At 72.7% G+C, this 12,434-nt stretch carries 12 protein-coding genes and 1 pseudogene; 4 read left to right on the top strand and 9 right to left on the bottom strand.

Going from position 1 to position 12,434, the window contains the following annotated elements:
* Positions 1-292: 292 nt before the first annotated feature.
* Positions 293-1,156, bottom strand: a complete 864-nt coding sequence (locus AB0J10_RS09345) for an SGNH/GDSL hydrolase family protein (RefSeq protein ID WP_363059495.1) — start codon at positions 1,154-1,156, stop codon at positions 293-295.
* A gap of 314 nt (positions 1,157-1,470) precedes the next feature.
* Here AB0J10_RS09345 and AB0J10_RS09350 point away from each other — a divergent pair, with 314 nt between their 5' ends.
* Positions 1,471-1,965, top strand: a complete 495-nt coding sequence (locus tag AB0J10_RS09350) for a DUF3145 domain-containing protein (protein WP_363059497.1) — start codon at positions 1,471-1,473, stop codon at positions 1,963-1,965.
* A 468-nt stretch (positions 1,966-2,433) separates the two neighbouring features.
* Here the strand turns inward: AB0J10_RS09350 and fabF are convergent, their stop codons facing one another.
* The 5 genes from fabF to AB0J10_RS09375 all read right to left on the bottom strand — a co-directional run bounded on the left by fabF (position 2,434) and on the right by AB0J10_RS09375 (position 7,348).
* Entirely contained in the window at positions 2,434-3,696 is a 1,263-nt protein-coding gene (gene fabF, locus AB0J10_RS09355; RefSeq protein ID WP_363059499.1) for a beta-ketoacyl-ACP synthase II, read from the bottom strand.
* A gap of 79 nt (positions 3,697-3,775) precedes the next feature.
* Positions 3,776-4,024, bottom strand: coding sequence for an acyl carrier protein (locus AB0J10_RS09360; RefSeq protein ID WP_138055468.1), 249 nt, complete (start codon positions 4,022-4,024; stop codon positions 3,776-3,778).
* An 80-nt stretch (positions 4,025-4,104) separates the two neighbouring features.
* Positions 4,105-5,106 carry a ketoacyl-ACP synthase III gene (locus tag AB0J10_RS09365; protein WP_363059501.1) on the bottom strand — a complete coding sequence of 334 codons (1,002 nt, stop codon included), beginning with the start codon at positions 5,104-5,106 and terminating at the stop codon, positions 4,105-4,107.
* A gap of 17 nt (positions 5,107-5,123) precedes the next feature.
* Positions 5,124-6,062: an ACP S-malonyltransferase gene (locus AB0J10_RS09370; RefSeq protein WP_363059503.1), complete on the bottom strand. Its 939-nt coding sequence runs from the start codon at positions 6,060-6,062 to the stop codon at positions 5,124-5,126.
* Positions 6,063-6,151: 89 nt separating this feature from the next.
* Entirely contained in the window at positions 6,152-7,348 is a 1,197-nt protein-coding gene (locus AB0J10_RS09375) for a helix-turn-helix domain-containing protein (protein WP_093656703.1), read from the bottom strand.
* A 249-nt stretch (positions 7,349-7,597) separates the two neighbouring features.
* On the opposite strand from AB0J10_RS09375, the gene AB0J10_RS09380 reads away from it, so the two are divergent.
* Positions 7,598-8,251 (top strand): pirin family protein, encoded by a 654-nt coding sequence (locus tag AB0J10_RS09380; protein ID WP_363059505.1) that lies wholly within the window; start codon positions 7,598-7,600, stop codon positions 8,249-8,251.
* A 409-nt stretch (positions 8,252-8,660) separates the two neighbouring features.
* Here the strand turns inward: AB0J10_RS09380 and AB0J10_RS09385 are convergent, their stop codons facing one another.
* Both AB0J10_RS09385 and AB0J10_RS09390 read right to left on the bottom strand, forming a co-directional pair.
* Positions 8,661-9,485 carry a serine hydrolase domain-containing protein gene (locus AB0J10_RS09385; protein WP_363059507.1) on the bottom strand — a complete coding sequence of 275 codons (825 nt, stop codon included), beginning with the start codon at positions 9,483-9,485 and terminating at the stop codon, positions 8,661-8,663.
* 10 nt (positions 9,486-9,495) lie between these two features.
* A pseudogene (locus AB0J10_RS09390) lies at positions 9,496-9,597 on the bottom strand (GNAT family N-acetyltransferase); the annotation flags it as partial.
* Between the two features lie 98 nt (positions 9,598-9,695).
* Between AB0J10_RS09390 and AB0J10_RS09395 the strand changes: the two are divergent.
* Positions 9,696-10,151: a MerR family transcriptional regulator gene (locus tag AB0J10_RS09395; protein ID WP_363059509.1), complete on the top strand. Its 456-nt coding sequence runs from the start codon at positions 9,696-9,698 to the stop codon at positions 10,149-10,151.
* A 6-nt stretch (positions 10,152-10,157) separates the two neighbouring features.
* The gene (locus AB0J10_RS09400) at positions 10,158-11,171 is read left to right on the top strand and encodes an aldo/keto reductase (RefSeq protein WP_363059511.1); all 1,014 of its coding nucleotides are present in this window, start codon (positions 10,158-10,160) and stop codon (positions 11,169-11,171) included.
* 354 nt (positions 11,172-11,525) lie between these two features.
* Here AB0J10_RS09400 and AB0J10_RS09405 read toward each other — a convergent pair whose 3' ends face one another.
* Complete coding sequence (locus AB0J10_RS09405; RefSeq protein WP_363059513.1) at positions 11,526-12,407, bottom strand: DUF4429 domain-containing protein; 882 nt, start codon at positions 12,405-12,407, stop codon at positions 11,526-11,528.
* Between the last annotated feature and the right edge of the window lie 27 nt (positions 12,408-12,434).

The following is a 12,434-nucleotide window of genomic DNA, read 5'->3' on the forward strand; positions in this document are numbered from 1 at the left end:
AGAGGGGAAGCCGGTGCGGCCGGCAGGGACGGGTGGCATGGCCGGATCGGAACGCGCACGACGCACCACAAACGCGACACACATCACGTGGATCGCGATCGGTTCGGCGCGCCTGCACCACTCATGACGGGGAATCAGCATCCTGGAGGTTCGTCCCCGGTACCCACGCGGTCCGGTGCACCGGCCGCCCGCAGGGGCGCACCGCGATCCGTGACCCGTCCGGGCCCCGATCACCCCGGGGCGGTCCCTGACAGCCGCCCCGGGGCCGCCGCCGCGCCGCGGGTGCCCGTGATCAGTTCGACTCCGCCGGCGGCCGCGGCGCGGTGATGTTCCGGTACGCGATCTCCGCCAGCCGCCTCTGGCCGTTCCGGCTCGGGTGGAACCAGTCCCAGGGGCTCAGCTGCTCGCCGGTGAACCGGTAGTCGAAGACGGCGTCGCCGTCGTACCGGCAGCGCAGGTCCTTCGCGCACACGTCCCGCAGCACCCGGTTGTAGGCGACGACACGGTCGTGCACGAGGGCCCGGCGCTCCTCGGCGGCCCGGCCCAGGTCGTCCGCGTCCCCGAGCATCGAGGCGCAGATGCCCAGTTTCCAGATCTGCTTGCCGAGCGGGTTGCCGCGCCCGGTCGACCACAGCCGCTTCAGGTCCGGCACACTCGACACGTACACGTGCGTCCCGGGCGCGCTGCGCCGCAGCGAGCGCATCGCGGCCGTGAACGACTCGGTGAACTCCGCGACCGGTGTCATCTGCGCCGGTGTGTCACGGCACGCGTCGTTGGCCCCGACCATCACCGTCACCAACTCCGGTCTGCGGACGGCCGCCTCCGTCATCTGCGCGGGCAGGTCGGCCATCCGTGCCCCGGACCGTGCGTGGTTCCAGGCGCGCCGCTTCGCTCCCGTCGTCCCCAGCAGCCGCTGCGCGAGGCTGCGCACGGTGGTGTCGGTGCCGGTCGCCCAGGACGCCTCGGGACAGTCGGCGAACAGCGAGCAGGCGTCGAAGCCGCGGGTGATGGAGTCGCCGACCGCGGCCAGCGAGCCGGGGGCGCGGTCCCAGACACGCGTCGGGGAGGGCTTCGGGCGCTTCACCGGCTCGCGCTGCGTTCCGGGGGGTGCGTCGCATCCGACCGGCCCGGCCGTGATCACCACGGTCGCCGCCACGGCACAGGCGACGACGGTACGCCACCGACGCGGCCGCCGACTGCGCCGGATTTCACGCATCTGCCCTCCCCCGAGGCGTCCTGGCGGGTGAATGCTTGGTGCGTACGGGGCCCGGGAGGGGCGGTACGACACACCTGGGCCCCCGTCGCACGGTAGCTTTGCCCACGTCGAACCAGAGGCACTTGGCTCGCCGGCTCCAGTAAATTACATCACGTCATATGCCGTCCGCTTTTTGGCGTTTGCAGGGATTCGTACTTGATGTTGTTTACTGAGGCCGCTGGGAAGGTGATCCTCGTCCCACGCTGGAGGTCCCGGTGACGACACGCGGCGTTCTCTATGTCCACTCCGCACCACGCGCCCTGTGCCCGCACGTCGAATGGGCGGTCGCGGGCGTGCTCGGCGTACGGGTCCAGCTCGACTGGATCCGCCAGCCCGCGTCCCCCGGCACCTGGAGAGCCGAGTTCTCCTGGCAGGGCGAGAGCGGCACGGCTTCCAAGCTGGCGTCCGCGCTGCGCGGCTGGCAGCTGCTCCGCTTCGAGGTGACCTCGGAGCCCAGCGCCACCGCGGAGGGCGAGCGCTACAGCGCCACTCCCGACCTCGGCATCTTCCACGCCGTCACCGGCATCCACGGCGACATCCTCATCCCCGAGGACCGCCTCCGTGCGGCCCTCACACGCTCCGTCCAGGGCGAGACGGAGCTCGAGGCGGAGATCGCCAAGCTGCTCGGCAAGCCCTGGGACGACGAGCTCGAGCCGTTCCGGTACGCGGGCGAGGGGGCCCCGGTCCGCTGGCTCCACCAGGTGGTCTGACCCGCGTCCCACCCGCCGGCACCAGCCGGCTCCGATCCCCGCCTCCGGCCGGGCGGCCGACGCGCCGCCCGGTCCCGCGTCTCCGCGCACGCGCGCCCGGCCGCCGCGTTTCGGCCCCGCGTTCCGCCGGTGCGCTTCCCTCGCCGCCCGACGCTCTCCCCCGCCACCGACCCGTCGGCCGTAGTCCTCCCCGCGTCGGCCTCCCCGTGTCGGACTCTTCGCGTCGCCCACTCCCGAGCAGCGCGTCCGCCCGGACCTCGGCGCCGCAAAGGCGCGGACACCGGAGCGGCGGGCGCCGCCGACGGCCCCGGCCCTCCCGGCCCCGTGCCGAACCGGCCCGCCGAGCCGACCGGCGCCGGGCCGCCCGGCCGTCCGTGAACCGTCCCGCACCGACGAGCGGGCCCCGCCTCCCCACGAGGTACGAGGGGAAACGGGGCCCGGTGTTCGTCGTCGTGCGACGGACGTGCCTCAGACGGTGCGGAAGGCCAGCACCACGTTGTGGCCGCCGAAGCCGAACGAGTTGTTGATCGCGGCGATCGTGCCCTCGGGCAGCGCACGCGGCTCACCGCGGACGACGTCCGCCTCGATCTCGTCGTCCATGTCGTCGACGTTCACGGTCGGCGGAGCCTGCCGGTGGTGCAGTGCCAGCACCGTCGCGACGGTCTCGATACCGCCGGCACCACCCAGCAGATGGCCCGTCATCGACTTCGTCGCGGAGATCGCGACATGGTCGAGGTCGTCGCCCAGCACCTTGCGCAGCGCCTTGATCTCGGCGAGGTCGCCCTGGGGCGTGGAGGTCGCGTGGGCGTTGAGGTGGACCACCTCGGACGGCTTCAGGCCCGTATTGTCCAGCAGGTTCTGCACCGCGGCGGCGACACCGCGGCCGGTCGGCTCGGGCTGCGCGATGTGGTGGCTGTCCGCGGACAGTCCCTGGCCCAGCGCCTCGCAGTAGACGCGTGCGCCGCGCGCGGCCGCGTGCTCCGCGGACTCCAGGACGACGACACCCGCGCCCTCGCCCAGTACGAAGCCGTCACGGGCCTTGTCGTACGGCCGGGAGGCACGCTCGGGCTCGTCGTTGTTCTTGGACATCGCCATCATGTTGGCGAACGCCGCGATCGGCAGCGGGTGGATCGCGGCCTCGGTGCCGCCCGCGACCACGACGTCGGCGCGGCCGCTGCGGATCATCTCGACGGCGTAGCCGATCGCCTCCGCGCCCGAAGCGCAGGCGGAGACCGGGGTGTGCACGCCGGCCTGGGCGTTCACCTCAAGACCGACGTTGGCGGAGGGGCCGTTGGGCATCAGCATCGGCACGGTGTGCGGGGAGACCCGGCGTACGCCCTTCTCCTTCAGCACGTCGTACTGGTCGAGCAGGGTGGTGACACCGCCGATACCGGAGGCGATGACCGCGCCGAGGCGGTCGGGGAGGACGGTCCCGTCCTCGCCGGCAGGGGCGGTGAAGCCCGCGTCGGCCCACGCCTCACGAGCGGCGATCAGGGCGAACTGGGCCGAGCGGTCCAGCTTGCGCGCCTGCGGCCGGGGCAGGACCTCGCCCGGGTCGACCGCCGCAGGGGCGGCGATACGGACGGGCAGTTCCTCGAAGCGCTCGCCTTCGAGGGGCTTGACGCCGGAACGTCCCGCGATCAGACCTTCCCAGGTCGATGCGGAGTCGCCACCCAGCGGTGTGGTTGCGCCGATACCGGTGACGACCACAGTGCGATTGGTCGAGCTCACAGGAATTCTTTCTCCACGGTCTATGAGGGTTCGTGAATCAGCGGCGCCACCGCTGGGTGGCGTACCTGATCGGCCTGGATCAGGCCTGGTGCTTCAGGATGTACTCGGCTGCGTCGCCGACGGTCTTGAGGTTCTTGACGTCCTCGTCCGGGATCTTGACGTCGAAGCGCTCCTCGGCGGCGACGACGACCTCGACCATGGACAGCGAGTCGACGTCCAGGTCGTCGGTGAAGGACTTGTCCAGCTGGACGTCCTCCGTCGGGATACCGGCGATCTCGTTGACGATCTCGGCGAGACCTTCGACGATCTCTTCCTGAGTGGCGGCCATGTGGCGCTCCTTCGGTGTGTAGCAGAGGGTTGAACGGGCTTGCCCGGAGGACCGGAGATCCGGAAGATCCGGATGCTTGCCTAGGGGAGGGTAACGACCGTCGCGGCGTAGACGAGACCCGCCCCGAAGCCGATGACGAGCGCGGTGTCGCCGCTCTTCGCCTGCCCGGTCGCCAGAAGCCGCTCCATGGCGAGCGGAATCGAGGCGGCCGAGGTGTTGCCGGTGGTCTCCACGTCACGGGCGACCGTGACGTGCTCCGGCAGTTTCAGAGTCTTCACCATCGAGTCGATGATCCGCATGTTCGCCTGGTGCGGGATGAAGACGTCCAGGTCGTCCGCGGTGATCCCGGCCGCGTCCAGCGCCTGCTGGGCGACCTTCGCCATCTCGAACACGGCCCAGCGGAACACCGCCTGGCCCTCCTGGGTGATGGCGGGGAACCGCTCGACGGCGCCGTCGCGGTAGTCCGTCCACGGCACGGTCTGCTTGATGGTCTCCGACTTGTCGCCCTCGGAACCCCATACGGTGGGGCCGATCCGGGGTTCCTTCGCGGGACCGACGACGACGGCGCCCGCCCCGTCACCGAAGAGGAACGCCGTGGCGCGGTCCTCCAGGTCGGTCAGGTCGCTGAGCCGCTCGACGCCGATGACCAGCACGTACTCGGCCGAGCCCTCGACGACCATGCCCTTGGCGAGGGTCAGGCCGTAGCCGAAGCCCGCGCAGCCGGCGGAGATGTCGAACGCGGCGGGCCTGACCGCGCCGATCTTGTCCGCGATCTCGGTGGCGACGGCCGGGGTCTGCTTGAAGTGCGACACGGTCGAGACGATCACGCCGCCGATCTGCTCCGGGGCGAGCCCGGCGTCGGCGATGGCCTTGCCGGCCGCCTCGACGGACATCGCCGTCACGGTCTCCTCGTCGTTCGCCCAGTGACGGGTGGAGATGCCCGAGCGGGAGCGGATCCACTCGTCGGAGGAGTCGATCGTCTCGAGGATCACCTCGTTGGGCACGACCCGGGTCGGGCGGTAGCCGCCGACACCCATGATGCCTGCGTACGGGGCGCCCTTGCTGGGCTTGATCTTCGACATGCTGTCTCGGCTCCTTGTCAGGCGCCCGCCGCGTCCGCGGCGGTCGAACCGGTCTCGGCGAGCAGCGTGCGGGCCGCGTCGAGGTCGTCGGGGGTCTTCAGCGCGAGCGTCGTGACGCCCGGCAGCGCGCGCTTGGCGAGACCGGTGAGGGTACCGCCCGGGCACACCTCGACGAGGGCGGTCACCCCGAGCTCCTTGAAGGTCTCCATGCACAGGTCCCAGCGGACCGGGTTGGCGACCTGGCCGACCAGCCGGGCCACGATCTCGTCACCGCCGGCGACGGTGCGCCCGTCCCTGTTGGACACGTACGGCACCTTGGGGTCGGCCGGTGCGAGGGCCTTCGCGGCCTCCTCCAGCTTCGCGACCGCGGGAGCCATGTGGTGCGTGTGGAACGCCCCGGCGACCTTGAGCGCGACGACCTTCCTGACGCCTTCCGGCTTGTCCGCCTCCAGCGCGGCGAGCTGCTCCCTGGTGCCGGCGGCGACGATCTGCCCGGCGCCGTTGACGTTCGCGGCGGTCAGCCCCAGCTTCTCCAGGTGCGCGACACTCACCTCGGGGTCGCCACCGAGCAGGGCCGACATCCCGGTCTCCGTGACGGCGGCGGCCTCGGCCATCGCCAGACCGCGGGTCCGTACCAGGCGGAGCGCGGCGGTGTCGTCGAGGACACCCGCGAAGGCGGCGGCCGTGATCTCGCCGACGCTGTGACCCGCGACGGCGCCCGGCGCGACATCACCGAGCGCGGAGGCCGAAAGCAGTCCGGCCGCGACGAGCAGCGGCTGCGCCACGGCCGTGTCGCGGATCTCGTCCGCGTCGGCCTTCGTGCCGTAGTGGGCGAGATCGAGCCCGATGGCGTCGGACCAGGCCGCGATGCGGTCGGAGGCGCCGGGGAGTTCGAGCCAGGGGGTCAGGAAGCCGGGCGTCTGAGCGCCTTGGCCGGGAGCGACGAGTACGAGCACCCTCACACTCTCTCTTGTGGATGGTCCCGGCCGCCCGTGGGGACAGGGACCAAGAACCGTCAGGGGAATTGTTGGTGTCCGACAAAATCCTAGAGTTGCTGATCTCCGTCTACCAGACGCCCGAGGATGAGCGCGATCCGCAGAGTGAACGCGGAGCGGACATCGGAGGGTGACCATCCGGTGACGTCAGTCACACGTCGGAGCCGGTAGCGGACGGTGTTGGGGTGCACGAACAGCATCCGTGCCGCGCCCTCCAGACTGCTCGCCTGCTCCAGATACACACTCAGGGTTTCGAGGAGGGCCGAGCCGGCCTCCTCGAGCGGTCTGTAGATCTCCTCCACCAGTTGTTCTCGCGCGGACGGATCACCCGCGATCGCGCGCTCCGGAAGGAGATCATCCGCCAGTACCGGGCGCGGCGCGTCCTGCCACGCGGAGCACGCCTTCAGTCCGGCCGCCGCGGCCTGTGCCGACCTCGTGGCCGCCAGCAGATCGGGGACGACGGGCCCCGCGACCACCGGACCGGCAGCGTACGGGCCGATCAGCGCCTTCGCGACGTGCAGCGGATTGTCGCTGCCGCCCGCGATCACGACCAGCCGGTCGCCGAGCACCCCGGTCAGCACCTGGAGTTTGGCGTGCCGGGCCGCGCGCCGGATCGCCTCCACCGTCAGCTCGCTGTCCCCGTCGGGCGCGGTGCCGAGCACGACGCACACGTGCTCCGGGGCGTTCCAGCCGAGCGCCGCGGCACGGCTGACGGCCCCCTCGTCCGCCTCGCCCGAGAGCACGGCGTTCACCACCAGCGACTCCAGGCGGGCGTCCCAGGCGCCGCGGGCCTCGGCGGCCTGCGCGTACACCTGGGCCGTCGCGAAGGCGATCTCCCGCGCGTAGACCAGCAGCGCCTCGCGCAGCACGGACTCGTCGCCCGGGGCGGCGACCTCCTCGATCGCGGACTCCATCACCTCGATCGTCGTCCGCACCATCTCCACGGTCTGGCGCAGGGTGATCGCACGGGTCAGCTCGCGCGGGGCCGTGCCGAAGACGTCCGTCGAGATCGCCTGCGGTGTCTCGGGGTGCCGGAACCACTCGGTGAACGCGGCGATGCCGGCCTGGGCGACCAGGCCGATCCACGACCGGTTCTCCGGGGGCATCGCCCGGTACCACGGCAGCGTCTCGTCCATGCGGGCGATCGCGTTCGCGGCGAGGCGCCCGGACGACTGCTCCAGGCGCTTCAGGGTCGCGGAGTGCGGATGGGCGGCGTTCGGGGGCAGAGCCGGTTCGGGATGGGGCACGGGGACAAGAGTGCCTTATCCGGACGCCGCGGCGGAGACGCGGGTCCGGCACGTGGACCGTTCCCGTGCCGTGCGGTCCGCGGGTGCCCGCTCGGCGGGGCGGGCGGAACCGGGCACGGGCGCCGGGAACGACCGCCGGCGGACGCGCCGGTGGCGGCGCGGGCCACCGGCAGCCGGAGCGGAACCGGAGCACGGGGGGCCGGTACGCGGGCCACCTCGGCCGGTCCTTGCGTCTACGGTGGAGGCGTGATGTCCATACGGCGCGCCGGTGAGCGCTACCGCGGCGGGGACGCGTCCGCCGGCATCGAGTCCCTGCACTCCTTCTCGTTCGGTCGTTTCTACGATCCGGACAACCTCCGCTTCGGTGCGGTCATCGCCTGCAACGAGGAGCGGCTCGCCCCCGGTGCCGGCTTCGACGAGCACCCGCACAGCCACACCGAGATCGTGACGTGGGTGGTGGACGGCGAGCTGACCCACCGGGACTCCGCGGGCCACGCCGACGTCGTACGGCCGGGCGACGTCCAGCGGCTCAGCGCCGCCGGCGGGGTGCGGCACGTCGAGCGCAACGACGCCGGCACACCGCTCACGTTCGTGCAGATGTGGCTCGCGCCGAAGGAGCCGGGTGGCGAGCCGTCCTACGAGATCGTCCGCGGCATCGCCGACTCGACGCCCTACGCACTCCCGGAGGCCGGGGCGATGCTGCACGTGCGCCGTCTCGCCGGCGACGAGCGGACCGCCGTGCCCGACGCCCCCTTCGTGTACGTCCACGTCGTACGGGGCGTCGTCAGGATCGACGGCGAAGCACTGGGTCCCGGTGACGCCGCAAGGATCACCGACGCCGACGGCCTCGAACTCACCGCGGCCGCCCCGGCGGAGGTGCTGATGTGGGAGCTGTCCGGCTGACCGGGCCCCGCTCCCCGGTGCCCGGCCTGCGGCGCCGGACCCGCCCCGCCCGTGCCCGGCAGCCTTCATGTCCCGTGCGCGGAGGCGGAGTCCGAGCGGCGGGGCGTAAGCCCGCCCCCGGACCGGCGCCGGGCGCCGTCGTCTGCCAGTCGCTCCGGAAGAACGGCTCGACTACCTCGGCGTGGACGTGCGGCGGGACGTCAGGACGCCCTGGGAGAGGACCGGTTGGGCGAGGCCGTGGCCGTGCTCGTGGTCGTCGAAGGGCTGCCCGGCCGGCGCGTGGGGTTGCGGCGGGTGTTTCGGCGGACGGTCCCGTACGAGTGCGGCGACGGCGGTCGAAGTCCTCCGTGCGGCGCGGACGCGGACGCCTCCGGCGCACCCGGGCCGGCCGCGCGAACGGACCTGGTGTTCAGTGCGCCCGGCCGCGCAGTTCGGCGAGCACCGCGTCGGTGAACGGCGGCCATACCTCGACCGCCCAGGGCCCGAAGGCACGGTCGGTCAGCGCCACGCAGGCGGCGCGGGCGTCGGGGTCGATCCACAGGAACGTGCCGGACTGGCCGAAGTGGCCGAAGGTGCGGGGCGAGGACGCGGAGCCGGTCCAGTGCGGGGACTTGCCGTCGCGGATCTCGAAGCCGAGCCCCCAGTCGTTCGGCCTCTGGTGGCCGTAGCCGGGCAGCACGCCCGACAGGCCGGGATGCACCACCGACATCGCCTCCAGGACCGTCCTGGGGTCGAGCAGCCGCGGGGCCTGCACCTCGGCCGCGAAACGCACGAGGTCGTCGACCGTCGAGACGCCGTCCTTCGCGGGCGAGCCGTCGAGCGCGGTCGACGTCATGCCCAGCGGCTCCAGCACCGCCTGACGCAGATACTCGGCGAACGGGATGTCCGTGGCCTTGGCGATGTGGTCGCCGAGCACCTCGAATCCGGCGTTGGAGTACAGCCGGCGGGTCCCGGGAGCGGCGGTGACCCGGTGCTCGTCGAACGCGAGGCCGCTGGTGTGCGCGAGCAGGTGCCGGACGGTGGAGCCGTCGGGTCCGGCCGGCTCGTCCAGCTCGACCGCGCCCTCCTCGTACGCGACGAGTGCGGCGTAGGCCGCGAGCGGCTTGCTGACCGAGGCCAGCGGGAAGCGGTGCCCCGTGGGGCCGTGGGCGCCGGCGACGGTGCCGTCCGCGCGCACGACCGCGGCGGCCGCGGTGGGGACGGGCCAGTTCTCGATCAACGCCAGGCTCTGCATGGCTACGAGCCTAAAGGGTCGGCCGCATCGCCGGATCCGGGGTCCGTACGAAGCCGAGGGAGGCGTACAGGGGCTCGCCCTCGGCGCTCGCCCGCAGGTCGACCCGGCCCATGGACGGGGGAGGCTACCGTTCCGGCGACCGCCCCCCGACGCGGAACCCGCAGGATCTCGCTTGCTTCGAGTGCACTCGAAGCTTCTAGCGTGGAGGTCATGACGGTGCTGGAGACCACATCCGCGACGACCGACATCTGCGCATCGGCGCCACCCGCCCACCCCCGCCCCGACGGGCAGGACCACTACACCATCAGCGAGGTCGCCGACCGGACCGGCCTGAGCGCGCACACACTCCGTTGGTACGAACGGATCGGCCTGATGCCGCACATCGACCGCTCGCACACCGGACAGCGGCGCTTCAGCAACCGCGACCTGGACTGGCTGGCCTTCGTCGGCAAGCTCCGGCGGACGGGGATGCCGGTCGCCGACATGGTCCGCTACGCCGAGCTGGCGCGCGAGGGCGAGCACACCTACGAGCAGCGGCAGGAGCTGCTGGAGTCGACGCGGCGCGACGTCCGCGCCCGGATCGCCGAGCTCCAGGACACGCTCGCCGTCCTCGACCACAAGATCGACTTCTTTGCGGGCGCCCGGCGGGCGCCGGAGAGGACCTGAGTCCACATGGCGAACAGCACGATCGAGAAGGTACGGCTCGGCACGGCGGGCCCCGAGGTCGGCGTGCAGGGGCTCGGCTGCATGGGCATGAGCGAGTTCTACGGCGACACCGACGAGGCCGCGGCCCGCGACACCCTGGACGCCGCACTGGAGGCCGGTGTCACGCTCCTCGACACGGCCGACATGTACGGCAGCGGCGCCAACGAGGAGTTCCTCAGGCCGTTTGTGACGGCGCACCGGGACGAGATCACCCTCGCCACGAAGTTCTCCGTCGTCCGCCGCGCGGACGACCAGACCTTCCGGGGCATCAGCAACGACCCCGCGTACATCCGCGAGGCGGCCGAGGCCAGCCTCCGCCGGCTCGGCGTCGACGTCATCGACCTCTACTACATGCACCGCCGCGACCCCGGAGTTCCGCTCGCCGAGTCGGTCGGCGCGATGGCCGAACTCGTGCGGGCGGGCAAGGTGCGCCACCTCGGCCTCAGCGAGGTGACCGGCGCGGAACTGCGCGAGGCGCACGCCGTCCACCCCATCGCCGCGCTGCAGTCGGAGTGGTCCCTCTTCAGCCGCTCCGTCGAGCGGAGCGCGGTGGGCGCGGCAGCCGAGCTCGGCGTGGCGCTGGTGCCGTACTCGCCCCTCGGACGCGGCTTCCTCACCGGCTCGTTCGCGAACGCCGCCGAGCTCCCCGAGGACGACTTCCGGCGCCACCAGCCGCGGTTCACCGGTGAGGCGGCCGCGGTGAACGCGGCGCTCCTGGAGCCCGTCCGAAAGATCGCGGCGGCTCACGGCGCGACACCGGCGCAGATCGCCCTCGCCTGGGTCCAGCAGCGGGCCGGCGTCCACGGCCTCCCGGTCGTTCCCATCCCGGGCACCCGCAGGCGCGGCCGCCTGGAGGAGAACGTCGCGGCCACCCGGATCACGCTCACGCAGGACGAACTGGCGCTGCTGGAGCCGATCGCGGGACGGGTGGTGGGGGGCAGGTACCCGGACATGTCCTCGACGTCGGAAGCCCGCGAGTAGCGCGCTCGCCCGGGCCCGGTCCGGGCGAGCGCGCCGGGCCCGGCGCGACCCCATGCCCCGGGTCCAGGGCGAAGGCGGTGAAAGCCCGCGGCGGGAGGACCCGGCCGTCGCCCGCCGGGCCGCGCCCACATCAGGCACGGCGGCTCGAAGCCCCGGGCGTACCGGATCACGGCACCGAGGCTCGAAGCCCCGGGCGTACCGGCCGATCACGCCCAGCAGTACGGCGAAGACCGGCAGCCGGTCCGCCCGCGCGGCCACCCACGCAGGTGCCCCGTCCTGTCGCCCGGCACGGCACGGTGCGGTGTGCCGGTCCGTCATCCCGAGGTGCCGACGGCCCGGTCCGGCGCGCCGGCCCTACAGCTCCGCCAGGAGTTCGGCCTTCTTGCAGCGGAACTCGTCGTCCGTCACCAGCCCCGCGCTGTGCAGTTCGCCGAGGTGGCGTATCCGCTCCGCGACGCCCGCCGGGTCGCGCGGGGGTGCGGCCGCGGCCGGCAGCGCGGGCGCGGCCTCGCGGACCGCCTCCAGGACCGCCGCCGCGAACGGCAGGGACTCGTGCACCGGCCCGTAGCCCAGGCCGAAGACGACCGCCGCCGGGTCCTGGTCGGCCTGCGCGGGCCGGTCCCCGGCCCCTCCCGGACCGGTACCGGGGGTGCCGCCGCGGAGCAGCAGACGCAGATGGCCGTCGAAGACCTCGGGGGAGCGCCACTCGACCCCGGCCAGCTCCGACACGGAGTAGTTCTGGTCGCCGGCCTTCCACTTCGCGGACGAGGCACCCGTCCAGGACCAGCGGAAGGACACCTTGTCCCCGTCGAACACGGCCTTGCCGTCGTACGCCTTGAACCGGAGCGGTGCGCCGGGGGACGAGACCAGGCACCGGGCTGCGGGCCCGATGCCCGGGCCGGGCAGGACGGCGCGCAGTTCGTCGGCGTAGTACTCGGCCAGCGTCGCGCGCTCCTCGGGCAGCACCAGCCGGTACGGGTCGGCGCTCGCCTTCAGTTGGCCCGCGGCCGCGTCCATCAGCGGATCGGCGCCCGGTCTCGGCACCGCGTGGAGCACCACCGTGCCGCGTTCGCCCGGGGAGAGGGTCACCGACTCGAGCGCTTCGAGGGGGACGTGCCGTTCGTCCAGCACCTGGAACAGCTTTGGCGTACCGCGGTTCCCCCGGGTGAAGCGGATGAGCACGGAGTCCGGTTGGAACTCCCAGGTGGCTTGAATTCCGGCCAGCACATCACCCATGCGCCTCATCGTATGCGGCGTGCGCCC

It is taken from the genome of Streptomyces sp. NPDC049887, from assembly GCF_040656535.1.
In the GTDB taxonomy this organism is placed as follows: Bacteria; Actinomycetota; Actinomycetes; order Streptomycetales; family Streptomycetaceae; genus Streptomyces.

Bases quoted from the DNA above. Each gene is read 5' to 3' on its own strand.
- AB0J10_RS09400 (WP_363059511.1), top strand. From the start codon at position 10,158: ATGGCGAACAGCACGATCGAGAAGGTACGGCTCGGCACGGCGGGCCCC.
- AB0J10_RS09405 (WP_363059513.1), bottom strand. From the start codon at position 12,407: ATGGGTGATGTGCTGGCCGGAATTCAAGCCACCTGGGAGTTCCAACCG.
- AB0J10_RS09385 (WP_363059507.1), bottom strand. From the start codon at position 9,485: ATGCAGAGCCTGGCGTTGATCGAGAACTGGCCCGTCCCCACCGCGGCC.
- AB0J10_RS09365 (WP_363059501.1), bottom strand. From the start codon at position 5,106: ATGTCGAAGATCAAGCCCAGCAAGGGCGCCCCGTACGCAGGCATCATG.
- AB0J10_RS09395 (WP_363059509.1), top strand. From the start codon at position 9,696: ATGACGGTGCTGGAGACCACATCCGCGACGACCGACATCTGCGCATCG.
- AB0J10_RS09380 (WP_363059505.1), top strand. From the start codon at position 7,598: ATGTCCATACGGCGCGCCGGTGAGCGCTACCGCGGCGGGGACGCGTCC.
- AB0J10_RS09360 (WP_138055468.1), bottom strand. From the start codon at position 4,024: ATGGCCGCCACTCAGGAAGAGATCGTCGAAGGTCTCGCCGAGATCGTC.